27 protein-coding genes are annotated in these 23,405 nt (G+C 54.2%); 8 read left to right on the forward strand and 19 right to left on the reverse strand.

Annotated features, from left to right (window positions below):
- The 9 genes from YBN1229_RS02865 to YBN1229_RS02905 all read right to left on the reverse strand — a co-directional run bounded on the left by YBN1229_RS02865 (position 1) and on the right by YBN1229_RS02905 (position 4,351).
- Positions 1 to 246 (reverse strand): hypothetical protein, encoded by a 246-nt coding sequence (locus tag YBN1229_RS02865; RefSeq protein WP_046476505.1) that lies wholly within the window; start codon positions 244 to 246, stop codon positions 1 to 3.
- Positions 243 to 566, reverse strand: coding sequence for a hypothetical protein (locus YBN1229_RS02870; protein ID WP_046476508.1), 324 nt, complete (start codon positions 564 to 566; stop codon positions 243 to 245). The genes YBN1229_RS02865 and YBN1229_RS02870 overlap by 4 nt, the downstream gene beginning before the upstream one ends.
- Complete coding sequence (locus YBN1229_RS02875; protein WP_152024941.1) at positions 559 to 813, reverse strand: hypothetical protein; 255 nt, start codon at positions 811 to 813, stop codon at positions 559 to 561. The genes YBN1229_RS02870 and YBN1229_RS02875 overlap by 8 nt, the downstream gene beginning before the upstream one ends.
- Positions 791 to 973: a hypothetical protein gene (locus YBN1229_RS02880; RefSeq protein ID WP_046476513.1), complete on the reverse strand. Its 183-nt coding sequence runs from the start codon at positions 971 to 973 to the stop codon at positions 791 to 793. The genes YBN1229_RS02875 and YBN1229_RS02880 overlap by 23 nt, the downstream gene beginning before the upstream one ends.
- Positions 973 to 1,209 carry a hypothetical protein gene (locus YBN1229_RS02885; protein ID WP_046476515.1) on the reverse strand — a complete coding sequence of 79 codons (237 nt, stop codon included), beginning with the start codon at positions 1,207 to 1,209 and terminating at the stop codon, positions 973 to 975. The genes YBN1229_RS02880 and YBN1229_RS02885 overlap by 1 nt, the downstream gene beginning before the upstream one ends.
- Before the next feature lie 585 nt (positions 1,210 to 1,794).
- Positions 1,795 to 2,184 (reverse strand): DUF6766 family protein, encoded by a 390-nt coding sequence (locus tag YBN1229_RS02890; protein ID WP_052743642.1) that lies wholly within the window; start codon positions 2,182 to 2,184, stop codon positions 1,795 to 1,797.
- On the reverse strand, positions 2,165 to 2,707 hold the full coding sequence (locus tag YBN1229_RS02895) for a CinA family protein (RefSeq protein ID WP_046476516.1): 543 nt from the start codon (positions 2,705 to 2,707) through the stop codon (positions 2,165 to 2,167). The genes YBN1229_RS02890 and YBN1229_RS02895 overlap by 20 nt, the downstream gene beginning before the upstream one ends.
- Positions 2,704 to 3,195, reverse strand: coding sequence for a ferritin-like domain-containing protein (locus tag YBN1229_RS02900; protein WP_046476519.1), 492 nt, complete (start codon positions 3,193 to 3,195; stop codon positions 2,704 to 2,706). Before YBN1229_RS02900 ends, YBN1229_RS02895 begins: the two co-directional genes overlap by 4 nt.
- 409 nt (positions 3,196 to 3,604) lie before the next feature.
- A complete protein-coding gene (locus YBN1229_RS02905) occupies positions 3,605 to 4,351 on the reverse strand; it encodes a superoxide dismutase family protein (protein WP_152024942.1) in 747 nt (248 codons plus the stop codon).
- 21 nt (positions 4,352 to 4,372) lie between these two features.
- On the opposite strand from YBN1229_RS02905, the gene YBN1229_RS02910 reads away from it, so the two are divergent.
- The gene (locus YBN1229_RS02910; protein ID WP_076605370.1) at positions 4,373 to 4,828 is read left to right on the forward strand and encodes a host attachment protein; all 456 of its coding nucleotides are present in this window, start codon (positions 4,373 to 4,375) and stop codon (positions 4,826 to 4,828) included.
- A gap of 4 nt (positions 4,829 to 4,832) precedes the next feature.
- Here YBN1229_RS02910 and YBN1229_RS02915 read toward each other — a convergent pair whose 3' ends face one another.
- The 6 genes from YBN1229_RS02915 to YBN1229_RS02940 all read right to left on the reverse strand — a co-directional run bounded on the left by YBN1229_RS02915 (position 4,833) and on the right by YBN1229_RS02940 (position 10,351).
- Positions 4,833 to 5,741 (reverse strand): complex I NDUFA9 subunit family protein, encoded by a 909-nt coding sequence (locus tag YBN1229_RS02915; protein WP_046476521.1) that lies wholly within the window; start codon positions 5,739 to 5,741, stop codon positions 4,833 to 4,835.
- A 318-nt stretch (positions 5,742 to 6,059) separates the two neighbouring features.
- Positions 6,060 to 6,248: a DUF3008 family protein gene (locus tag YBN1229_RS02920; RefSeq protein ID WP_046476523.1), complete on the reverse strand. Its 189-nt coding sequence runs from the start codon at positions 6,246 to 6,248 to the stop codon at positions 6,060 to 6,062.
- Positions 6,249 to 6,331: 83 nt separating this feature from the next.
- Complete coding sequence (locus YBN1229_RS02925) at positions 6,332 to 6,904, reverse strand: BON domain-containing protein (RefSeq protein ID WP_052743645.1); 573 nt, start codon at positions 6,902 to 6,904, stop codon at positions 6,332 to 6,334.
- Positions 6,905 to 6,978: 74 nt separating this feature from the next.
- Positions 6,979 to 8,430: an alpha,alpha-trehalose-phosphate synthase (UDP-forming) gene (locus tag YBN1229_RS02930; protein WP_076605272.1), complete on the reverse strand. Its 1,452-nt coding sequence runs from the start codon at positions 8,428 to 8,430 to the stop codon at positions 6,979 to 6,981.
- 156 nt (positions 8,431 to 8,586) lie between these two features.
- Positions 8,587 to 9,762, reverse strand: a complete 1,176-nt coding sequence (locus tag YBN1229_RS02935) for a zinc-dependent alcohol dehydrogenase (protein ID WP_046476526.1) — start codon at positions 9,760 to 9,762, stop codon at positions 8,587 to 8,589.
- A gap of 124 nt (positions 9,763 to 9,886) precedes the next feature.
- Complete coding sequence (locus tag YBN1229_RS02940; protein ID WP_046476529.1) at positions 9,887 to 10,351, reverse strand: hypothetical protein; 465 nt, start codon at positions 10,349 to 10,351, stop codon at positions 9,887 to 9,889.
- Positions 10,352 to 10,505: 154 nt separating this feature from the next.
- Between YBN1229_RS02940 and YBN1229_RS02945 the strand changes: the two genes are divergently transcribed.
- The 4 genes from YBN1229_RS02945 (at position 10,506) to YBN1229_RS18820 (ending at position 15,099) form a co-directional block, all read left to right on the forward strand.
- Positions 10,506 to 11,987 (forward strand): FAD-dependent oxidoreductase, encoded by a 1,482-nt coding sequence (locus YBN1229_RS02945; protein WP_046476533.1) that lies wholly within the window; start codon positions 10,506 to 10,508, stop codon positions 11,985 to 11,987.
- Between the two features lie 11 nt (positions 11,988 to 11,998).
- Complete coding sequence (locus tag YBN1229_RS02950) at positions 11,999 to 13,255, forward strand: cytochrome P450 (protein WP_046476537.1); 1,257 nt, start codon at positions 11,999 to 12,001, stop codon at positions 13,253 to 13,255.
- A gap of 938 nt (positions 13,256 to 14,193) precedes the next feature.
- Complete coding sequence (locus tag YBN1229_RS02960) at positions 14,194 to 14,751, forward strand: sigma-70 family RNA polymerase sigma factor (protein WP_046476543.1); 558 nt, start codon at positions 14,194 to 14,196, stop codon at positions 14,749 to 14,751.
- Positions 14,752 to 14,928: 177 nt separating this feature from the next.
- Positions 14,929 to 15,099 carry a hypothetical protein gene (locus YBN1229_RS18820; RefSeq protein WP_160298676.1) on the forward strand — a complete coding sequence of 57 codons (171 nt, stop codon included), beginning with the start codon at positions 14,929 to 14,931 and terminating at the stop codon, positions 15,097 to 15,099.
- 10 nt (positions 15,100 to 15,109) lie between these two features.
- Here the strand turns inward: YBN1229_RS18820 and YBN1229_RS02965 are convergent, their stop codons facing one another.
- Together YBN1229_RS02965 and YBN1229_RS18825 are read right to left on the reverse strand one after the other, a co-directional pair.
- Positions 15,110 to 17,065, reverse strand: coding sequence for a sensor histidine kinase (locus YBN1229_RS02965; RefSeq protein WP_152024943.1), 1,956 nt, complete (start codon positions 17,063 to 17,065; stop codon positions 15,110 to 15,112).
- Positions 17,066 to 17,320: 255 nt separating this feature from the next.
- Positions 17,321 to 17,554, reverse strand: coding sequence for a hypothetical protein (locus tag YBN1229_RS18825; protein ID WP_046476546.1), 234 nt, complete (start codon positions 17,552 to 17,554; stop codon positions 17,321 to 17,323).
- A 472-nt stretch (positions 17,555 to 18,026) separates the two neighbouring features.
- Here YBN1229_RS18825 and YBN1229_RS18830 point away from each other — a divergent pair, with 472 nt between their 5' ends.
- The 3 genes from YBN1229_RS18830 (at position 18,027) to YBN1229_RS02985 (ending at position 20,883) form a co-directional block, all read left to right on the forward strand.
- The gene (locus YBN1229_RS18830) at positions 18,027 to 18,737 is read left to right on the forward strand and encodes a Crp/Fnr family transcriptional regulator (protein ID WP_046479875.1); all 711 of its coding nucleotides are present in this window, start codon (positions 18,027 to 18,029) and stop codon (positions 18,735 to 18,737) included.
- Positions 18,738 to 19,086: 349 nt separating this feature from the next.
- Positions 19,087 to 19,857: a BON domain-containing protein gene (locus tag YBN1229_RS02980; RefSeq protein WP_244464993.1), complete on the forward strand. Its 771-nt coding sequence runs from the start codon at positions 19,087 to 19,089 to the stop codon at positions 19,855 to 19,857.
- Positions 19,858 to 19,956: 99 nt separating this feature from the next.
- Entirely contained in the window at positions 19,957 to 20,883 is a 927-nt protein-coding gene (locus YBN1229_RS02985; protein WP_052743648.1) for a DUF4142 domain-containing protein, read from the forward strand.
- Between the two features lie 456 nt (positions 20,884 to 21,339).
- On the opposite strand, the gene YBN1229_RS18835 is transcribed toward YBN1229_RS02985, so the two are convergent.
- Both YBN1229_RS18835 and YBN1229_RS02990 read right to left on the reverse strand, forming a co-directional pair.
- Entirely contained in the window at positions 21,340 to 21,579 is a 240-nt protein-coding gene (locus YBN1229_RS18835; RefSeq protein ID WP_160298677.1) for a hypothetical protein, read from the reverse strand.
- Positions 21,580 to 21,798: 219 nt separating this feature from the next.
- Positions 21,799 to 23,355, reverse strand: coding sequence for a PQQ-dependent sugar dehydrogenase (locus YBN1229_RS02990; protein WP_172655253.1), 1,557 nt, complete (start codon positions 23,353 to 23,355; stop codon positions 21,799 to 21,801).
- Positions 23,356 to 23,405 lie beyond the last annotated feature (50 nt).

Below are 23,405 nucleotides of genomic sequence, written 5' to 3' on the forward strand. Positions count from 1 at the left end.
TTAGCTTTCGTTGGTTGATAGGGTAGGGGCGTCGTCCTCGGTGATCTCAAAGTAGTTGCGGGAGAAGCTTTCGAGGATGATGCAGGTGGTGTCTTCTAAGGTGGGGTCCGCGCGCTCCCATAGGGCGTCGGACCATTGTTTGATGGCGAAGGACCGTGCTGCTTCTGGGTTTGTCGCGTATGCCTCCACCTGGACACGTAAGGTGTCGTGGAAGGTCACGGTGTAAAGCTTGAGGGGCTTGCTCATAGGCGTACCCCTTCAGCTGCCGGCAACTTTTCATCGAGAAGTGTGACGATAGCGGCGGGCAGGTATGCTCGCGGGTTATCGTATCCGATGTCGGTGTTTTCCGGAATCTGCTCGATGCCGTCCTTCTTGATGGAAGATATGACGTCATTGTGCAGGCTCCAGAAGTCATGTTTTACAACATAACCGGCCTGTTCGAGCACATCGACCACTGTTGCGGTTTCAACTTGACCATCGCCGTCGCCGAATCCGAACTTGTCGAATGCGTCCTCCCAGATCCAGTGGAAGGGGGCACCGCAGTTTTGGCAGATACAGCTAGGCATCGTTGTGCCCTCCGTTGGGAGGGGACTGGCGGTTGGAGATGCCTGAGATTGGCTCTTCCCCGATGACCTCGAACTCGGTTGAACTGGATACTTCGCTCCAGTTGTCGAGGCCGTGGCGCTCTTGATCGACATCGGCCAAGGCAAGGGCGTGTTCGTGGCTTTCGGCGATGAAGGATTGCCGGTAGGTGGACATGTCCAGCATCGAGATCATGTAGCGTTTGCGTTTAACAGGCGGGGTCGTGGGCATCGGTTTCGTCTTCGTAATCGTAGGCGGGATTGTTGCTGTAGTGGTCATTGGCGAACCAGGTGTCGATGGCGCGGTCGAGGGCCGCCCCGCTCAGTCCCCGAACAGGAAGCTCGGGGAAGAGGGTTTGCAGCGCCGCGCGGTCGCGTGGCGAGAGGAGCATTAGGCCTGCTCCCCTTCGCCTTCGGTGGCGGTGTCACCGTTGGACTTCGGTTCCTCGACGCGGACCACGATCTTGCCGTCGCCGACGGGGAACAGGTCGAACATGATGTTCAGGCCTTTGCTGTCATCGTGCATCCATGCGGCGCCGATGCGGGTCCAGAAGCCCTTGCCGCCTTTCTTGCCTTCGCGGACGTGGAAGACGCCGTGGGTGGGTTTGCTGCCTTTGGATTGAGCCATTGCGGTTACTTTCGTTGGTTTGTTTCGAGAGGCTGCATCCATTGCGGCCTGTCGGGGTCGCAAGCGCACATCGGGAATGACGGTGGCGGGAAGGGGAGGGGCGTTACCCGGCTGCACGCAAGGAAGCTGGGGATACCCCTTCCGGACGACGGCCCGTGGGCGATAACCCCCGACATGGAAGGACGCATGGTGTGCCAGGCATCGAAACGCAACGACAGGGCAATGGGGTCGAAGGCATCGGACCGGTACGGCAGAGGTTTGCGAGGCTTAGGGGGACGGGGCTTTTGACAGGACGGGCCGTAGTTTCCGGCAAAAGTGGGAGTATAAACTCCTGCCAATCGCTGCCCCGGCGGTGAAGGCGGGCTCAAGTCCTTTGGCTGTACAAGGAAAATTGCCGGAGGAAGTTGGGATGGCGTGCCAAAAGTAAATTGATCCACCTTCGATGCCAAATTTGTTATTCGCTAGTCGTGTTCCTGGCGTTGTTTGCTCTTGAGCAAAGGTGAAACCGGCTGAAGAAGACGCACTGGTTAAGGCGATTGCGGCCTAACTGGGTTTTGCGGTTGTCTTCTCTCAAAGATCTAATCATCACTCCGGAATACGGACGTCCTCACGGTCAGAACTGGGGGCCTTGGAAAGCTGAGCTAGTGTCCGCTCGATGCGATCTATTTTTGCTTCCAATCGGTCATCGCTATCTCGGGATTCTGCGCTGCCGCGGTGGATCAGAAACGACGTCAAAACTACCATGGCGAGGAGCTGCAGAAACTCGGATTGCCAGTTTTCGAAAGTCGCGGCAAGGAATGTCCATATGTAACCCTCCTGGCCAAAAATGCTCGCCGCTTGCTGATGCGAGGATTGATCAGCCGAAAATTCTCGCCATCCAGTCCAAGCCTGAAAAATCCAACTTACCAGAAAGCAAGTAGCGAGCACGATGCTGAGGTTGTAGTCCCGCCACCATTTAAGAAGCTGGTGTTTCATGTTTGACCTCGTTTGTAAGCTGGACCGACTCACAACGCTGTTGGGCGAAAATGAGGGCAGCCCTCAAAATCGCTTCACGCATGGCGGACCGTTGGCGTTTTTGAAATTCGTATTTCCTGTGCCATGTGCCGCTGTGACGATGGGCAATCGCGACGTGAATTTCGCCAACTGGATTGTTGTCTTCATCCGGTTCGGGACCCGCCACGCCGGTGACGGCAATCGCAAGGCTGGCTGACGATCGCGCGAGGCATGCTTTGGCCATGGCTTCGGCGACAGGTTGACTTACTGCCGAATGTTTTCGGATCAGATCTGTTTCAACGCCTAAGATCTCGATCTTGCTTTGCTTCGTATAAGTGACAAACCCACCATGAAATTGCTCACCTCCGCCTGGAGCGTCGGCCAGCACAGCTGCTAGTGTTCCCGCGGTACACGATTCCGCGGTCGCAATGGTAAGCCCGGCACGCTTGGCAGCGGCCAGCAAGTCGGCCGCAAGTGCCGGAAGCTCCGGCACACGCTTCTTCATTCCGCAGCCGCTTTATTGATCGAGCCTCGCGCTAATTTAGACAGCAACATGTCTGCGTTTTTTTCCTCTTCCAGATTGACTTCCAGAAGTTCGGCCGCATCGGGCTTTCCAAGCTGTTGCGCCCAAGCGATCAGTGTGCCGTAACGAGTGATTTCGTAATGCTCGACAGCCTGAGCCGACCCGATCATGCCCGCATCGAGCACATCGGAATCCTCTATCTCGTCCATATGCTCTTTGGCTTCCGCGATGATGCCTTCTATGGCCTCGCATTTTTTGCCGCGTGGCTCGACGTCAAAGATTTTGAAGACCTGTTCAAGCCTCTCGATCTGACCTTGGGTTTCTTTGCGGTGGGTTTCGAGTGCGTCCTGAAGTTTTGCGGAATTGGCCTTTTTGACCATACCCGGTAAAGCCTTTAGGATTTGCTTTTCGGCGTAGTAGATGTCCTTCAGAGTGTCGACAAAGAGGTCTTCCATTGTTTTGACGGACATGGATTGCACTCCTGCACGTTGTGGATGCCATATGCAACGCGGTGCGAATGCGGGAGTTCCGGGTTCCACTCACACAACTCCGGTTTTCGCGATGAGTGTTTCGAGTATCTAGAATTTCAAAATTTTCTCCGGCGAGAAAGCGAAGATACTCGGACGTAGCACGCGGCATCGAGCCTCGTTTTGGGGCTGACCAACAGCCAACTAAAAATGGTAACTAGAGTAAGGTCGGTCCAGACGAGCAATGCGCAGAGCTTTCCCAACTTGAATGTTGCCGCCTGTGTCCAACAAGCTTGTCAAGCAGTGCCATCAATCCGTCTTGTCTTGGGCTGGCAACCTAATTGCGGAACCGGCCGTTTCAGTGCGACAAGGTTTAAGAAGCTCGCGATATTGCCTCCAAGTTGCTCATGGATTAGCGCTGCGAACTATCGATAATCTTGTTTGTGACGACACCACAAGCAATACGAGCACCCGCGTCGCCCGACGGTTGCGATTTGTAGTCGTCAACACCTGCGTGAACGACTAACGCAGAACCATCCTCATCAAAGAGGGTATTTTTTGCGTTCCTTGCCAGATCGATATTTGGAGCAAAGACTTCCACATTCAATCTTCCATCCGCGGGCACATGAATGTTGGGCAGATCGCCGGCGTGCGGGCCATCTTTCTGCAGCACCCCGTGGTTATTTCCGGCAGGCGCGTAATGTCCGCCTGCGCTCTTGAAATCACCTTCGCATTCGCCCGCTTCGTGAATGTGAAACGCGTGCGTCCCGAACGGAAGGTTGGAAAAGCTCGCGTTGAGCCACACTCCCCCGGTGTCTGTTTGTCGTAGCGCGACTATGCCGACGACTTGGCCATCGACATTTTGAAGCTCAGCACTTGCTGCGTCTATTGTTTCAGCATGTGCTGAAACACACGCCAGAACCATCCCACAGATGCCCAAAAAGCTAATAGTTGAACCACGCATGGCGTATCCTTCCTGGCCGTCTCGAAAACAGGTATGTTGGCCCAACATCTCACGCGGGCAGGTGTTCCAAACTTTTGAGCGGAGTTCTTGGACAAGTGGAACTTGGGTTCTTCCGGGAACTTCGCAAAGAAACTCTCGACATATGCGGTACATTCTCCCTCGATATTTCGAAGAGAATCGAAGGCGCGACTTCATGACTGGTGAGCCGCTATGGTAATGAATAGAACGCGAACCTGGTTATTGATCGCGGATGCGAGCCGGGCCCTAGTGTTTGAAAACGCAGGCGACCGTGACGCCGTCGCTGAGATCGAGGATTTGTCGCTTTCTACAGAACTGCCGATGACAAGAGAATTGCTTGAGGACAAGCCTGGACGCACGTTCGAGTCTGTCGGATCTGGAAGGCATGCAAAAGAAGAACCGACGGACTCGCGTCGTCACCTCAAGCGGGAGTTTGCGGGCACCGTGATCGATGCTTTGAGAGACGCGATGGTCGCACGACGGTTTGATCGATTGGTGCTCATAGCCCCGCCCGCGTTCCTGGGTGACCTACGGGCGAAACTCCCAAAGGATCTGGAGTACAAGGTGGTACATGAGGTCGCTTTGGATCTTACAAAGCTGCCGAAGAGAGAGCTTTGTAAGCGGCTTTCCGATATTCTTGAGCAAGGGAGCTGAGGGGTTAGCTCCCGCAAATGATTTTCGGCAAAACGTCCTTGACAGATGTGGGACGGATGCCGAGTTCAGAAAATCCTGGCGTTTTTGATGAGGCGACGTTGTCAATCTCCATCAGCTCAACCTGAGTGCGTGTAACCTGCGGGTTAGGGAGCCAACTCGAAATACGAGCCAATGCATACCAGGCGGCGAACGGCATCGGAACAAACTGTACGCGTTTGCGCATTGCGTCTGCCACGATCTCCAATAATTCCTTGTAGGCGTAAATGTCGGGACCGGCACACTCGACCGCATTAGCTTTCGTATCGGGCGCTTGCATCAAATCGGCGATCGCGTGAGCAACGTCCCCAACAAATGCTGGTTGCAATCGTGTCTCTCCTTTACCAAACATCGGAAATATCGGTAACCGACTTATCAACACACTGAGGGGCTTGAGAAACCGATCGTCTGGCCCAAACATGACAGCGGGACGGAGCCGCTTGGCATTTGGGAACGCTGCCTTTACGACCAGTTCTCCCTGACCGCGAGCGCTGATGTACTTTGAGGAAGAATTGGGGTCGGAACCGATACCCGATATGTGAACAAACCGCTGCATGCCGGTTTCGCGCGCGAGTTGCGCAATGCGACGGGCTGCTTGAACGTGTATGCTCTCGAACGTTGTTGATCCTTGTTCGGCGTATAGGCTAATGGCGTTTACTGCGCCGTCGCATCCGGCTAGAGCGGCTCGTACTTCTCCATCATCCTGAACATCGGCTCGGACAAATTGCAATTTGGTGGCGTTTGCGTCGAATATCGCGCGGCTTCTATCGGGATGCCTTGATGCTACGCGCACGCTTATGCCAGACTCTTGCAGTCGGCGAACCACCCGCCGTCCTAAAAAACCGGACCCTCCAAAAACAACAACGTGATTTGTCATTTAGCAAAGTTCGTTGAGCGATTTCCGCAGTGAAACGACAGGCTTGCTTGAGGTCTCCGATCGGCTGCCGCGGAGCTCGGCAACAGCAAGGAGTTCGCAAATCTGTCGACGATCGAGTCACGCAGCAGCCTTGCTGTCCGAACAACCTATAAAGGTCTTATGTTCCCACCGTTCCATTGGAGAATTCGAAAATGCGAAACACAGCGTAACCAAACTTGCCGGTGGCTTATGCACTTGCAGGGTGACGACATATCATACCCTGGGGATGGCGGAACTTGCAGAGTCGACGGTTCTCTGGCTGAAATCGTTTGGTTGTCGTCAGTCCTTTGACGAATGTTCCGGCTTTCCCTTCCGCTTGCCGGTGGCGAGTTCTTTGAGTTCGGTTTGAGTCATTGATTTTTCCATCTCTTTGGATGCGCCTTGCAACTCACTCTTCTTCTTCTCTCCCCTTTTGGCGGCCAGGGCGGCACCCGCTGCCATCTGCTGAGACTTTGATTTTGCCGGCATTGGAACCTCTCAGAGTCAAAGTGATTCAGGAAAGTCCTCGAGCATGTTGAAGAGGAACTTGCTGGACGAGGACTGTTGTTGGGCTACATCCCACCCTGAGCCCCGGGCCCTCCACCAAGAGCTAGTTCGGGTAGACGCAAATTGTTCTGGGTATGCTGAACTCCGGTAACGGAGTCGGAACAATCCTCAGCTCGCCGTTTTTCAAAGCGGCTAGAGACTGTTCCCGATAATGTGACTTCTCCGTTTTGGACCGAGACGGAAATTTCGCTTGCATCTAGCTGGCCGTCTTCGGTGAGCCTATCGCAGACGTCCTCCATGATCCTTTGATCGGATCGCAGATAGCTCTTAGGGCCCTTGCCGCGATGTCCGCTCTGCCTCGGTGCGTTCTCTTCATTGCCGATCCACGGCGCAACATCCCTCGATTCCTGGTGCCCGATCTGATCTTCATCATATGCCCGAACGGGGACATTGTTGCGGGAAGCCTCGCCTCGTGGCCAGCTGTAATAGTCGGCATACGGCGGTACAGCGGCGCCGTATCGGCCGCTTCCGTAATTAATATAGTCGTCCCGGTTCACCGGTTTCCAGTCGTATGTTTGTCGACGACTAGGGCCATCAAGCTTGCCGAATTGCCCACGCGATGACAGTTCACGTGCCATTATAAATTGCTCCTCGAAAATTGCTGTCGTGGGTCCCTAACTGGCAAAAGCCAGTTTTGTTCAACCTCTCTTTATCAATTCGAAAATTCACTAGGGAGGAGTGCTTGATGAGCTTGACGCATCTCTGTCGACGGTATGGATACGTCATCGCTTCTTGCGTCCGTCAGCAGCACGGTCAAAAAATTATTCGCCCAATTTTGGACGTTAGATGATCGAATGCGTTGGAGTAGAAGGTGATGACGTGTTCGCCTTTCCTGAAGCGGCATCGTAAGTGCTTGTAATAGACAGCGAGCCATCTCGTCGGTGTCATGCGGATTGACAATGAGAGCTTCCGTTAGCTCTTCCGCTGCGCCCGCGAATTGAGATAGAATGAGTACGCCGGGGTGATCCGAATCTTGAGCCGCCACATACTCTTTCGCTACGAGATTCATTCCATCGCGCAATGGCGTAACAAGCCCGACGTCACTATGGCGGAGTATTGCAGCTAGCTTGTCGCGCGCGACAGTGCGATGGATATATCTAATGGGTGTCCAGTTAAAATCGGCGAGCCTTCCGTTTATCGAACTGGCCATTCCTTCAGCGGTCTTCCTAATTTCCTCGTAAGGTTTGATGCCTTCTCGTGTCGGTGGCGAAATCTGAAGAAGCGAGACGGATTTTTCGAGAGATGGGTTCCCGGAGATCAACTTTTCGAATGCTTCGAAGCGTGCGGGAATACCTTTTGAATAATCGAGCCGGTCGACACCTATTATCTGTTTGCGTTTGAGGATATGTCGCCGCATTCCTTCTAGCCGAACATCTTCCGGAGCCGCTTCCGCCATTTTTGTAAAGCTATCGACGTCAATCGATATGGGGAAGCGGCCGCTTCGCGAAGTTCGTTGGTCACTTCGAATTGTGCCATCGGCAGACACGACAGCAATTGCGTACTCGTCCAAATATCGTTGGAAATTAGATAAGTCGGTAGACGTTTGAAAGCCGATCAGATCGTAGTCGAGCAGTGAATCCACGATGGAGGCATGATTTGGTGATGCCGCGAGCAGGTCGGGAGGTGGAAAGGGTATATGGAGGAAGAACCCTACACGCGCATTTCGTGCGCCAGCCCGTCGTAGAAACCGTGCAAACGGGATAAGATGATAATCGTGGACCCATACGATGTCGTCTGCACGTAAGCGAGGATAGAGTTGATTGGCGAGCTGCCGGTTGACGCTCATATATGCTCGGAAATCGCCCTCGCGATAATCTATGAGGTCGGTCCTGTAGTGAAAGAGTGGCCAAAGGACACTGTTCGCATAGCCGGCATAATAACGCTGATATTCGGTAGAAAAGACCGGTGTGCTTGCGTACTGCACTCCGTTGCTGCCTAAAGCGGTTTGTAGAGTACAACCGGACTTTTCAGAGCTTTCGAAGCAGCCAAACCATAGGCCTCCGTATGTGCGCAAGGCATCTGCAATTGCAACGGCGAGGCCTCCAGTTTGGGTCGAATTGTCAACGTCTCCCACGCGGTTCGAAACTACAACAAGTCTGCTCATCGCGCGGTGGTCTCCGACCTTTGTTTAGAACGGAAACCGGGTACGTCCTCCAATTGTTCCCGACAACGTGGTGATTTGACAACGCAAATGAAGACGTTCTTGCCTGTCAGCAATTTGGGGTGAGAAAATAGAGCCGTTCTCCGAGGCGGAGGTGTTCTATGCGTGAGGCTGTAGCACAACCTTTATGCATCCATCCTCTTTGTCCCGAAAAGTTTTGTAGAGCTCTGATCCTTGAGAAAGTGGGACGCTATGGGTAATTACAAACGATGGATCAATTTTGCCTTCTTCGATTAGTCGCAACAGCTTAGGGAGATAATGTTGTACTGGAGTCTGTGCCATCCGAATCGTCAGGCCACGGTTGATGGCGGAGCCGAAAGGTATTTTATCAAGGTATCCACCGTACACGCCGACGATTGATACAACTCCAAAATTGCGACAGCATTCGATTGCCTGACGTAAAACATGGGGCTGGTCTGTTCCCATGAAGGTCGCTACCTTTAGGCGATCCACAATCGAGTCGATGCTGGCCGTCGAATGGGGTTCCGTCCCGACCGCGTCGATGCAAGCGTCGGCCCCGCGTCCGCGCGTCATGTCTTGTATGACATCGTAGACGTCCTCCTGCATGAAATCGACCGTCTGCGCTCCTGTGGTGCGCGCCAATGCGAGTCGTTCAGGGACTGTGTCTATAGCGATCACTCGTTCTGCGCCGAGCAAAAAGCAACTGCGAATTGCAAATTGGCCCACCGGCCCACATCCCCAGACGGCTACGGTGTCACCTTGATGGATGTCGCAGAATTCTGCAGCCATGTATCCAGTGGGAAAGATGTCAGAAAGGAATAGGACCTTTTCGTCACTGAGTCCGTCCGGCACTTTAATCGGGCCGATGTCTGCATAGGGAACACGGAGGAATTCGGCTTGCCCACCGGCGTATCCGCCGAGCAGGTGTGAGTAGCCGAACAGGCCCGCTGGCGAGTTGCCCCAGAGCTTTTTCACTTTATCTTTGTTGGGATTTGAATTCTCGCAACCCGAATAATAGCCCCGACGGCAAAAGAAGCATTCACCGCAAGCGATAGTGAAGGGGACAACGACCCTATCTCCGACCTTAAGCCTTTTGTTGCCTCTGCCGACCTCAACGACCTCACCCATTGTTTCATGGCCGAGGATGTCACCTTCATGCATGCCAGGCATGATTCCGTTGAACAGATGCAGATCGGAGCCACAGATCGCGCAACTCGTTACTCTTATGATGGCATCGCGATCATCGGAAATTACTGGATCGGGCACCGTTTCATAGCGCACATCGTATTTGCCGTGCCAACATAGGGCCTTCATTGAGCCTCCCGCAAAAACTCCAGGTCGAGCAGCCTTATGGTGCGCAACAATCTCCACGCCAGAGTTGTTCCATCGGTACGGTCGTTAACTGGGGGCAAGACCATGTGTAATCCAAGCTGCAAGGCTATTCGCCTTTTTGGCGATGGCTCTCCTGCACTCCGACAAATGCGACAATTCTCGCCTTGGCCGGATCTACGAGCGCAACATTGTCACCGGAGATAAAATATCGATACCTTGTCAAGTCTGGGAACTGCGTTGTGACAGCCTTTGGTAGCAACTCCAAGCGGGTACCAACGGGCGGGGCTTTGCCGATCTCGACCCGCAGCCGCTGCTCATCGAAGGCGGTAACATCCTGTTCCCTCGGTAAATTCTCGTACATATCGACGTTTTGGATAATCGCCTCGCATTCCTCACCTTCCAATTTGAGGATGGGCTCGCTTTGGTCTTCGATTGTTTTCCCACACAATAAAACTCGCTTTTCGTCGGCGCGATACCAGTCCGGAAAATAAAGGAAGACGGCCGTCCCAAGTATAATCAAAATCGCCGACATGGCGGCGGTCCATTTTATGAGCTGATTTTGCGACGTCATGGTATTTTCCTAGAGCGCTCGCTAAATGCAGGTCTAATGCGAACTTGCTGCCAGGGTTCCGATCGCTCGCAGTTCCCGTCCATTGCTGCTTCTAGGAACCGCGCTACCGCTGAGGCGTTGCGCCGAAGGTTGAAGCGATTGGTGAGCGCGTACAATGGGAAGATTTTCTGGCAAGTCTGGTTGCTGCTGGACGGAACAGCTCGAGTCGGCGTCCTACGCTCCACTCCACGAAGTGATCGAAGTTGAGACAGTCATCGTGGGGGCCGGCATTGTCGGCCTTACGAGTGCACTAAAACTTCTGGAAGCAGGTAGGCAGGTCGTAGTGGTCGAAGCTCTAGAGGTTGGGAAACAGGTGACAGGACGCTCTTCAGCGAAAATCACGACGCAGCACCGGTTGATCTATAACGAACTGATTGAGAATTTGGGATTGGAACGTGCGCGCGAATATGCGGTTGCAAACCTAGCCGGCGTAGAGGCGATAAAAAGCTGGATTGCGGAACATGAGATTGCTTGCGAACTGGAGGCAAAGACCGCTTATGCCTATACACTCAATCGGTCGGTACGGGCCCACCTCGAACAAGAAGCAGCTGCGGCGCAGAAATTTGGCATCACAGCGGATGTAGTCGAATGGGCGCCCCTACCTTTCAGGACGGCTGGTGCGCTTCGCTTTCCAAACCAAGCACAGTTTAACCCCGCACGTTACCTCGATGGGCTTGCGCGAGCGGTGAAGGCTTTGGGCGGCCGCATTTACGAGAATAGCCGCGTTAGGCAGATTGAAAATGAGGGCTGTTGGTGCGTGGTAACTGACAGCGGCAAAGTTCAGGCTCGCAATATCGTCGTTGCTACGAATATTCCAATTAAGAGCCCGGTGGGTATGGCGAACCGCACTCAACCACGAAGCCACGCCGCGATGACCTTTCGGATCGAAGACCCGCCGCCGATCAAGGATATGTTCATCAGTGTTGAAGAGCCGAGCCATTCATTGCGGATTGGTCGCGACAGGACAGGTTACTTTCTGTTGGCGCTTGGCCCGCGATTTAGTACGGGTCAGGACGGTGACGTCGCTGCTATTTTTGCGGAGCTCGAAGATTGGGTGCGTAGGAATCTCCCGGTCGGAGATGGCCTATGGCATTGGTGCAACGAAGACTACGATACTGCGGACCGGATTCCATATGCCGGGCAGCCGGACCACGAAAACGCGTCAGGATTTTACATTGCCACGGGTTTCAATGGCTGGGGGATCAGCAACGGCACCGCCGTTGGCATGATGATCGCAGATTGCATTGCAGGACGTCCAAACAGCTGGCTGTCCCTTTATGATCCTCTCCGGCCCTTCCCAAATGATTTTCATGAGAGCGGAAAGAGCCAATCCACTGTAAGCAGGGTGGACCAGATCGGTCGCGGTGAAGGAGGCGTGTTATGCGTCGGCGACCATGATATTGCGGTACGGAGAGACTTGAACGGTACGTTGCATACATTGTCTGCGGCCTGCACCCATAAGGGATGCCCGGTCACTTGGAACAATGCCGATCACACGTGGGATTGTCCCTGTCATGGCTCCATATTCGCGGCGGACGGCTCGGTGATACATGGGCCAGCGCGTGCGCCGCTGCCGAAGGTTGATGTGGATCTGTGAGACGTCCAGAAATGCGCAGCGGATCTCTTCCACGGCTCAAGGGTTTCGATCATACGATCGCTTTCCTGCACGATGGCTATGAATTCGTTTCCCGACGTTGCGATCGATTGAACAGTGATGCCTTCTTGGCGCGTCTTATGTTGCAAAAAGTCGTCTGCGCGCGCGGCGAGGATGCGGCGCAACTGTTCTACGAGGGTGGGCGTTTCACGCGGCGTGGCGCAATGCCACCTACCACGATGCGGTTGTTACAAGACCTCGGAAGCGTACAGCAGTTGGACGGAGCAGCCCATCGGCATCGAAAGGCAATGTTTGTTCGACTTTTAATGGGAGCCGACGCCGAACAGCAGATTACAGAGTTGTTTCGCGGGGAGTGGCGAAATGCTGCCAAAGAGTGGTCGAGCAGGCCCAGTATCGTTTTGTTCGACCAAGCTAATGTAATCCTTACGAAAACGATTTGCCGTTGGATGCAGATTCCCGCAAGCAAGCCGTATGCGGAACTCGCCAACGAATTTTCCTCGATGATTGAAAACTCGGGCTCAGCGGGCTTCGCCGTTATCCTTGCGCTCATTCGAAGGAGAAGCACAGAGCGTTACTTTGAGCGATTGGTCAGAAGCATCAGAGAAGGCACCGCCATAGTGGCTACCGACTCTCCTCTGGCTTACGTCGTCAATTATCGCGACATGGATGGTAGTCTTCTTTCTGAGCGCAGTGCCGCAGTTGAACTGATAAACATTCTTCGGGCCACCGTGGCCATCGGCCGCTTCGTGATTTTCGTGGCGATGGCGCTGGAACAGCAGCCGAAGTGGAAAGAGAAACTCCATTCTGCGGACGATGCCGCCTACGAGCACTTTGCCGAGGAGGTTCGGCGGTTATATCCGTTCTTTCCAGTGATCGGAGGCAGAGCGATTGAATCCTTTGAGTGGCGTGGACATGAATTTGACTGCGGAGATTGGTTCATATTGGATCTTTACGGAACAAATCACTTTCGGCGTCTCTTCCCTGAACCCCATCAATTTAACCCCGCACGGAGGCTTGCTTGGCGAACGCAGGGCTATGATTTCATTCCTCAGGGAGGAGGTGATTCCCGGACCGATCACAGGTGTCCCGGTGAACAAATAACCGTTGGCATTATGCGCGAAGCGTGCCGGCTGCTCGTTGAGGATATGCAGTACGAGCTACCCGAGCAGGACCTAACTCTATCACTCCACGAAATCCCGGCGAGACCCCGCAGCGGAGTCGTTCTATCCAATATCAGGCTCAATATCTAAGTTATCTGTTGGCAATGTCTTGCCGACTGATTTTTTCGGATACGCGTAATTTCACATTTAAAGTGGCGGGTCACGTTTTCGTGAAACCTGCAATGGAACATGAGAACATTCCGTTGGTTGGCAACCTCATAACCACAACCAAAGGAGTTGTTCGAATGGAGTTGGCCAAACTAACAGCAGTAAGTGTCCTTACCCTCCTAATCGGTGCGAGCGCAAGTTTGGCACAGACCTCTCCCAAAGAGCCATTGGGACGCAACCAGACTGAGGCGCCTGGGCAAGCGCGCGAAGTCGCGCCGCGAGAAGAAAATAGGAATATGGACACTACCCCAACTCAGCCACCAGCAACGACTGGCAGTATCGCACCCCGAAAGGGCCCAGCTGCGGCTGATGACGATGTGCCGGACGAAAATCGCAGCGTAAGCGGTAAGGTCCAAGAAGAGACTCCTGGTTCGACGCAGGACTGAACCAATGAACCGGGGAAAGCAGCTGGGGTGTTTGGCGCGGTCTGTGTAGGGGCCGTGCCATTTTCTTGAGCTTTCCGCAAAGGCTTGGTTGAGGCGCTCACCGTAAAGTCAGCGGGACGGTGTTTGGTAGAGAAGATTATTTTCAATATCGCCCGCCTGATCCATGGAACGTTTCACTGACCGGCGGCGTAGAAAGTTCAGATCCGAAGATCGAGCAATCGACAACTAGGATCTAAAGAGCTCTTGGTGAGAAATCACGCGGGGGCTCTCGCTGTTTATGGTTCGCAACATTGGATTCGCCGCGGCTTGATCCCTGCTTCTTCCGGACGTGCTGACATTCATGTCAAAGCTCCGATCTGTTTCTACCCTACAAACTCCAATCGTTCTCTCTGAGGATGCTAATTAGGAACATTCTGCGGGACCTTGCGTTGTTTCGTTCATGTGGGGGCACAGCTTTAGTCAAGGAGTTCAGCTGTGCCGAAATCGAACCAGCTCAACGAGGATATCGTCGAGCTAATCCCGGCGCTTCGTGCCTTCGCTAGATCCTTCTACCGCGATGCAGCGGATGCTGATGATCTCGTGCAGGAAACCCTTATTCGTGCACTTTCAAAAATTCACCAATTCCGCCCGGGGACGAACATGAAATCGTGGTTATTCACGATCATGCGGAATACATTTTGTACTAGGCATATGATGGAGAGGCGCGAAGCGCCTGGATCTGCCGCTTGCATCTCCGAAGGCTCGGCCATCGACCCAACTCAGGAATGGTCGCTACGCGGGCGCGAACTTATCGAGGCGGTGGAGCGTCTTCCGGATAAGCAACGTGAGGTGTTGGTTCTCGTGGGAGCTCTAGGCGTCGCTTACAATGAGGCAGCGACCATTTGTGGATGCTCTATTGGAACCATCAAGAGCAGGCTCAATCGTGCGCGTCAAAGGCTATTGGTGGAAATAGGTGAGACGACGTCAACGGCTTGCGTGGAGCAGGCGATGCAACATCCGGTAGGACTTGTTGCCTGGTATCGCACCCAATAACCGGTGGTCACAGCGTAAAGCAGCTTAGTGCTAGCTTGAGAACTTGCGGCAACTTTGCGGACGGGCGCATTCCCGATTCCAGCCCATAAATGCTTCACGAAATGATCGCCCATAGGAACGATTTTCCCGGCAGCTTATTAGCGTAGTACATGAATAAAAAACCGAGAGGTTTCTACCATGACAAAGCAGCAGAAAAAAGAAACGATCGCGAAAAAAATGTCGACTTCAAGCGATCAGAAGGTTGGTCAGCCTAGCGATAAAAAGCCGGCAATGGGAAAGAACATCAAGCAGATGAACGAGGACGTGCTTAAGGAAGAGGTTGCAAAGAAGATGGCGAGGGATAGCTAGCTGGGGATACCTACACAGTTTCGGCTTTCGTGGATTGGTGTTGGCCGACGCCTGGATAAGGGAAGCTGATCCGCCAGACAATCCCTTGCGGGCGATAATCGATGCGGGCTTCGCCGGACAGACTCGCGGATGCCATTTGCTCAATTACGAAAGAGCCAAAACCTCGTCTTGTTGGCGTAACCACCTCTGGTCCTCCCGTTTCTAGCCAGGCCACATCTAACAACGGTTCTGACTGGCCATTGCTTTTGCGGGACCAGGAGATTTTTATGTGTCCGGAACCAATTGAAAGTGCGCCATACTTTGTGGAATTTGTTGCCAACTCATGGAGCGCTAAACCGAGCGCCTGGGCGCTGGCAGCATCCAGTTTCACAGACGGTCCATCGGCATCCACTTGAGGACTTGGCCACTGTACGAATACTTCCAGCTGCCCACGTACGAGTTGATCTAAGGGAACGTCTATCCAATTCCAGTGAGTCAACAGGTCGTGGGATGCGGCGAAACCACAAAGCCGCTGCTCAAACGCGTCGACGAACTCTTCCTTAGACGAAGTATGCTTTGCGGTTTGATTTGCTATGCACTGGATAATCGCCAATTGGTTCTTTGAACGGTGGGCGATTTCGCGCATTAAGAGCGCGGCATGCTCTTCTGCGGCTTTTCGATCTCTGATGTCATGAATGATGGAGGAAATGGCGAATATAGTTCCATCAGGTCGTCGTATGGGTGCCGAGTTGAGAGATACGTCTATGATTGTCCCGTCCTTGTGGCGCCGCTGGGTTTCTACGCGCACGCTTTCTCCGGAAAGGATTTGACGTCGTAAGTCTCCAAATTCTGACGATCGATGTTCCGGGACAATGACTGTCTTTGGTTGTCCGGAGATTTCGTCCTCTCGATAGCCGAAAAGTTCTTCTGCGCCCTTGTTCCAGGATCTAATCGTGCCATCGAGATCGATGCTAATGATCGCATCGCCCGATGACGCCACAAGCGCGGAGAGCCTTGCGTTTTGTGAGATTGCCTTCTCAAGAGCCACGCGCACTTCTTCGAGTTCCGCAATATGTTGCGTCCGGATCTCGACAGGCATTCCGCCAGCCAATGCATGCGCATAGTCCTTCAGGTTGCGCACTGGCTGTGCGATTTTTCTAGCCAAGTAGGTTGCCAGTAAGAGCGTGGCAGCGAGTATAGTAGTTCCACCAACGACCAGCAGGGGAATGGTCTGCCGCAAAGGTGCGGTCATGACATCGAAGGGAACTGCGACAACAGTTGTCCACCCCGTCAGCGATGACCGCTGATACGAGTTGAGGGAGTGCACACCCTCATATGTTACATTGTCAAAAGTGCCACGGGGTTCAGGCTTCCGGGCTGCATCCACGAGTTCTGGCCGAGCTATTCGTCCTACCTGGTAGGATGAATCCAGGCTCCGCGATACGAACTGACCGTTCCGATCTACGACAGCGGCGGCCCACTGAGGCTCCATACCAGCTTGCCGGAAAAGTTGGCTAAAATAGCCAACGTTTATCTTTGCGACGATTCCGTGTGTGATTTGACCATTTGATGAAAAGGGAACTCCGAGAATAGCATAGGCATTACGTCCATCTCCCATGACGGAAGAGATCGCAAACGCTCCAGAAAGAATCTTGGTCTGCAGCTGCGGCGGTATTTGCTCTGGCTTGTTGGCTGCGTCCGAAGAGTCTGCCACGACCATGCCATCCCTTGTAAACGCCCACGCTCGGTCTATTTGCGGGTGTGCGAGGAGGATAGCTGACTGCATATTAAAGTTCTGAAAGTCACCGTCGCTTAGACTTTCTGAGCGTGCCACGCTTTCAAGCAGGCGCAGAACACTTGTTGCCTCTTGATCTATGGATGCGGTTACGCGCTCGGTAAGGTTCTCGCGCTTTTCCTCAATAATCTGGCGTTTCGCTGCAGCATATTCGAGGGCAACCCAAGTGAACAACGCAATGAGAGGAATCACGATCGAGGCTACGAGCGTGAGGACTCGAAATCTAATTGTTGTGGATCTGTTAAAGCCGAACCGCGGCAAGCGCAACAAGGTCAGCACCTCGGTAGATTATTAGGGACGTTAGCGGACAAACGACTATCGCAATAAACAATCACAATCCTAAGAGGTTCCGCTTACAGAATCCAATCAACGGGGCATGATAATGGATGTCCGATTCTGGCGGGGCATACCTTCCGTGTTGGGCTCAGAGGCCTCAACGGATTGGGCTTAGTCAGCAGGTGACGGCTCGAGGCCGCGCAACGCCAATTCTTTGAGGCGTTGCGGATCACGTTCTCCGTCTTGCGCGGCTTCAAGAATGCGAAGTGCGATACGCCTGCGAACCACGTGTGCGCTATATGGCAGGTCCATGGTAATGGCATTCAGCTCTTGCCAAGCTTGCTCGAAGGCGCGCCCCATAACGGCGACGGCTTCCGGACCATACGCGTCTTCTGGGAAATCCATATTGTGGTACTCCTTTCGACAAGCATCGATTGGAGCGTGTGCCAAGGCCTCCTCAAATGCTGTCGCCAACAACATACTCGTCGTGGCCTTGTGCGTTGGGTGTTCCCGATGTTTCGTGCGCAGAGAGGGAGCCGCACGCGATACTGGTTATCCCGATAACCAATGGCGGGCTGCTCATCGTGAGCTTCCCAGCTTAGGCAAGTATATCCTTTTCTCTGCTCTATTCTATTGCGAAGTCAGTTCGATATCGTACCCAACTCCATTCGTATTTAAAATTGTGGGTTTAGCCGCGACGTGGGAACTCTGCCATCGCTGGAGAGTTCTTCCCTCTAATCTTCCGCAGCACCGATTTCCCTTTTTCCTGCTGCTCGGTCCCAACCAGTTGATCACAGTGGCTGTCGCGATTTGTAAAGGGATAGCCGACGCGCCGCTAAATTTCGTCGGTGCCGTGGCCCTGCCTGGGATGTCTTTGATGGAACAAATCTCCTCACCCGAACGCCAGAATCACATTTTGAAAGCAATGTCCGATTCGGACTACGCCGAAATAGCGCTTGATTTCAAAGACCAGACATTATCTTTCCGGCAAAATCTTCAGGCGATCAACAGGCAGGTTGGTGCGGTCTACTTCCTGGAAAGCGGCTTGGCGTCTGTGGTCGTAATTGGCGGACAGCGCCGGCATGCGGAGGTTGCCCTTGTCGGATCGAAGGGTTTTGTAGGACTTCCAGTGGTCCTCGGTGTGGACCATTCCCCATACGAGATATTCATGCAGGTCGAGGGGAAGGGGAAATGCGTCAACGCAAAGGATCTCAGAGCGGCTTTAGCAAAGAGTCCCACGCTTCTGCGACATCTCCTACGCTACGTTCATGTTTTTGGGGTGCAAACGGCTTATACGGCACTGGCCAATGCACACGGGAAGTTGGAAGAGCGTCTCGCGCGTTGGTTGCTGATGGCGCATGATAGGAGCATAGGGCAGGAACTGATGTTAACGCACGAGTTCCTCGCGCTTATGCTGGGTGTCAGGCGGGCCGGTGTGACGATTGGACTCCAACACTTCGAGGACAAGGGCATTGTTGCGACCGCGCGAGGATGCATCGAGATCGTGGATCGAGAAGGTTTGGAGGAGAGCGCAAACGGTCTATATGGCCAACCTGAGGCCGAGTGGGAGCGGTTGTTTTGCCAATAGACGTTTCTGCAGAAGGGCTGCATCTCATGAGTTCGAAGCTGTTTAAGAATGTCGACGCCAATCCCTGTTCGCTGATTTGTGATTTTGTAAATGCGTAGCTTAGCCCTGTTGGAAGGGCTTGGTATGCCCGGCGCAAGGATTGGATGAACTGGCATGGGGCGCGCTATTGCCTGCAGGCGCGCATACCTGGGCCGATGCAAGGTCCTACTTCGATCTCCAACCTGTGCTCTGCTGGTCGGATCACTTATGCCGGCACGAGATGTTGTGCGCCACTTCTATTTGAGAGCGGTTGGAACATGTCGCTTGCACGAAAGTTGGGTAGCCAATCCGATGCTCAAAGGAGGTCAAGATGCCAAAGGATTGGGAAGATAGCAGGCGGTATGGTCGCGGCCACCGACACGAGCGCGTAAGGGGGCCATTCCCCGAATACCGCGATCGAGACTGGGACGAACGGGAGAGTGATGAAATGCAGTGGGGGTTCGGCGACGAAGATATGGAAGAGTGGCGGAGGGACGAGGATCGGCGAGCTGGCATGGGTGGCTATAGGGGCGACTACTCCGACGAATTTGGTTACGGACGCGGTTCTTCCTACGGTGGCTATTACGGCCCAGCGTCAAACGAGAGGTATCACCTTGACGCGCCCGCTGGGCACGGCCCCTACGGCAAACATCGATCTCCCAGGAGGGCGCCGTATGGCGGTTCAGGCGGGTATCGCGGAGAATTCCGTCATCGCAATGAAGACCGTGGCTTTCTTGAGAGAGCTGGCGATGAAGTTGCTTCGTGGTTCGGGAGTGAGGAGGCTCAAAGGCGTCGCGAAATGGATGACCGGTTCAGGGGACGGGGTCCAAAAAACTATACCCGCTCTGATGATCGTATCCGTGAAGACGTCTGTGATCGTCTTTGCGACGACCCCCACATTGATGCTTCGGACATCGAGGTAACCGTAAGTGGCGGCGAGGTCACCCTCGAAGGCACTGTGCGTGATCGGTTCGCCAAACGTCATGCGGAAGATCTCTCAGAGAGAGCCTCTGGAGTGAAGCATGTTCAGAATAATCTTCGCAGAAATGAGCAGCAATCGAGTTCGGATCTCGCAGGCGCCACTGCGAGCACCCGTCACTAACGCCGTATCGAATTGAAGTGATGGCTACACCACTATGCTCTCCGTGATCGGCAGGGGAGCATTGTTGTACGCGGTTGCCCGAAGTAACAGGAGGAAAGGATGAGGCTATCGAGCTTGGCGTTGGGACTATTGGTTTTCACCATGCCAGCCCACGCACAGACTACAGCTGAACAGCAGGCGCCACCAAGATCAGATGCTGGCAGCGCTGCGCAAGAGTTTGTCACCGAGGCTGCGGTCGGCAATCGCTACGAAATTCAATCAAGCAATCTGGCATCGCGAAAATCATTGGGCGAAGCGTTTAGTACGTATGTTCAACAAAACATCGCAGACCACACGGATCTGGAAGCGCGGTTGATCACCGCGGCGAAAAGCATCGGAGCCACCATTCCCACCGAGCTTGATACTAAACACAATAAGATGATCGAGAAGCTCCGCTCTGCCTCGGACGCGGAATTTGGTGAGCTATTTAGGAGCCAACAGATCGATTCACACGAAGAAGCGATTCGACTCTACCAAGCGTACAGCCAGAGCGGAGAGAATGACGAGTTGCGCAATTTCGTAGAAAGCACATTGCCGGTGCTTAGAAGGCATCTGCAGATCGCGCAAAATCTTACGCAAGAGCCAAAGATTGCCGGCCAATCCGATGATCGTCAAAAAACTCAGCGACAGACACAGCGACAGACACAAGGCCTCGAACTCAAGCGGCAGGTGCTCAGCACCGCTGGTCCGGATCATTTCATGGCCTCCGAACTTCCCGATACGGACGTCTACGGCGCCAACGGCGAGGAGATCGGCGAGGTGCACGATGTGCTTATGAACCGGAAGGGCGAAGGGGTCGCGATCATCGTTAGCGTAGGTGGGTTCCTCGGATTAGGCGAGAAGTATGTTGCCGTGCCCTTGGACGCAGTTCAGATTAATGCAACGCGTGAAGATGGGGAGAAGGAGCCAGCTGAGCCCAATCGCGTAGTTCTTCACGGCATGTCCCGGCAAGAACTTGAGGATGCTCCCAATTTTGCAACTGATTGATCATGGGCAGACAGGCATGGACCACTTGGGGCTCTTTCGAGCTAGCTGGAGCCCCCTCCGTACAATGGTCGACCCAATTGCTCCCGTGGGGAGAAGGATGCCTGAGTGCGACAACGCTTTCCAGTAGGTGGAAGGGTTATGCCCAGATGTGCTGCAGCGCCTTCAGCGTGGCATCCGCAGGCGGAGACGTGCCGCCCCCCTGCCCTTCGGCTGAAATTGCGATGCGTTACTCCTTGCGGATCGATCTCGGCAGGCCTTGGAGGATTGGACTCCCTACCACCCTTGATGTGTAGACGGATCTGCGAAGGTTCCGAGTGAGCCGTGGATGGGACGCGGCAGATATGTGAAGGGTGCGGGAACGGTTGCACCATGCGCACTGTTCGCGCCGGACGATGGTCTGGCGTTCGGACGCCATGGAGGTGAAACTCCATCTTCGCGGATGGGGCGCGGGCGACGTCAGACTATGCGCAGACGCCGTTTGCGCTTGGGGGGCGAAGGTGGCGTTTGCTCGGCTTCGAGTTCGGAGGGGGTCGTGAATGGGGCATTGCCGACAGCCGCGTCATAATCATTGGCCTGACGCAGGAGGGTCTGGAAAAGATCATTGTGCTGTTCTACGCCGCCGCTGTGGCGGATGCTGACGACGGCCAGCTTGAGTGAGGTTTCGAATTGGCAGTGTATCGGTTGGGGGACTGTCATTTTTCCCTTAGAGATACCGCCTCCGGCTATTAAGGACGGGAAATCTGCTTTTTGCCGTCATGCTTGCTGTAAGGACCCACCGGTGGATCCGCTTTGCGCTCATCCTTTTTCGACGGGAGCGAAGGGCTTCGCCCGCCTCGACCGTAGTCTAAAGTGTTATTCTTCTTTTGCTCTGTTGGATGGTCTTTCATTGCTAACCTCGCTTTTTTATTCAAAGGGTCACTTGGTGTTGTCTTTTTCATCTTGAAGCGAGCCTTCGGGTAAGACCGCCGGCGCAAGATCGGTTGGCGACGTGCGCTCGACCATTTTGGGCGGAGATGCGCTGTGTTGCCGGTTATTGAGAGCTGCAGCTTGCGAATTGCTGTTTCCCGACGTCGGTTCTGGAGAAATTGCGCCAAGGGTGGAGAGGTCGCTGCGGACTTGGTCCGTACCGATGGGCGAAGGTATCACGGACCCATCAGCCGCGGCCACGCGCCATACAGTATTGCCTGCATCATCTGCAATGAGGAGCGCGCCTGTCCCATCTATACCAACGCCAACGGGACGTCCGCGAACCTGATCTCCATCGAGGAATCCTGTCACCACGTCTTGGAATTTGCCAGCCGGATTGCCGTTTTCGAACGGAATAAAGACGACTTTGTATCCGTTGAACGACTGACGGTTCCAACTGCCATGTAATCCGACGAAGGCGCCGTTCGCATAGGGGGCCGGCATGCCTGAGTTCGCGGAAAAGGCAAGGCCGAGCGCGGCGACGTGACTGGACAGCGCATAGTCAGGTTTGAGAGCCTTTTTCACCATGTCGGGCCGTTGCGGGTGGACTCGCTCGTCGACATGATCGCCAAAGTAGCTCCAGGGCCATCCGTAGAACGCACTCTCCTGTACCGATGTCATGTAGTCGGGGACGAGGTTCGGGCCCAACTCATCGCGTTCGTTTACCACAGTCCACAATGTGCCAGTCTCGGGTTGAAAGCTTAGACCGTTCGGATTGCGAAGACCGGATGCGAAAACGCGGCTGGCACCCGTTTGCCGGTCGACCCGCCAAATTGCGGCACGACCTTTTTCAGCCTCTAACCCATTCTCGGCAACGTTTGAATTGGAGCCGACGGATGCATACAGAAAGCGCCCATCCGGACTCAATGCCAGATCCTTTGTCCAGTGGTGGTTGATCGGTCCGCCGGGAAGCGGTGTCAGCACTGTGGGCTCGGCCGTAATTTGGGTCGCGCCCAGTTCATAGGGGTAGGCAAGAATGGCATCCGTCGCTGCGACGTAGAGCGTTCCCTCGGACCATGCCACACCGAAAGGTGAGTTCAGATCAGTTATAAGATCGGATTGTTGATCCACTTTCCCATCGCGATCCGTATCGCGCAGCAGCGTAATCAGGTTGCTTTTCTTCTGATTGCTGGGTCCGTGAGCCATCGACATCACCCAATCGCGAATGACGTCTTTCGGCCGCGCAACGTGCTCCGCGGCTGGACCGCGCGACTGCACGATAAGCACATCTCCGTTAGGCAGAGTGTGAACCGTCCGCGGGTTCGCAAGATCCCTGGCATAGGGCGTGATCGTCAGGCCCTCGGCGACGGTCGGCGTTTCGCCTTTTCCCCATCCCACGACCTCAGCGACCTTCAAGTCCGCAATCAGATCAGATTGTGGTTCGGGTAATTTGGGATCGCGTCCAATCTGCTCTGCAACATCAAACTTTGAGCCGCTATCGAAGCTCCCGGAAATCGCGATGCCAATGAGCCCAAGAGTGAGCACCGTGACAACACCAATCGTCATCGCGCGACCCGACATGGGTAGACGGGCCGGCGAATTTGTGACGGGATCTG

This window comes from Candidatus Filomicrobium marinum (assembly GCF_000981545.1).
In the GTDB taxonomy this organism is placed as follows: domain Bacteria; phylum Pseudomonadota; class Alphaproteobacteria; order Rhizobiales; family Hyphomicrobiaceae; genus Filomicrobium; species Filomicrobium insigne.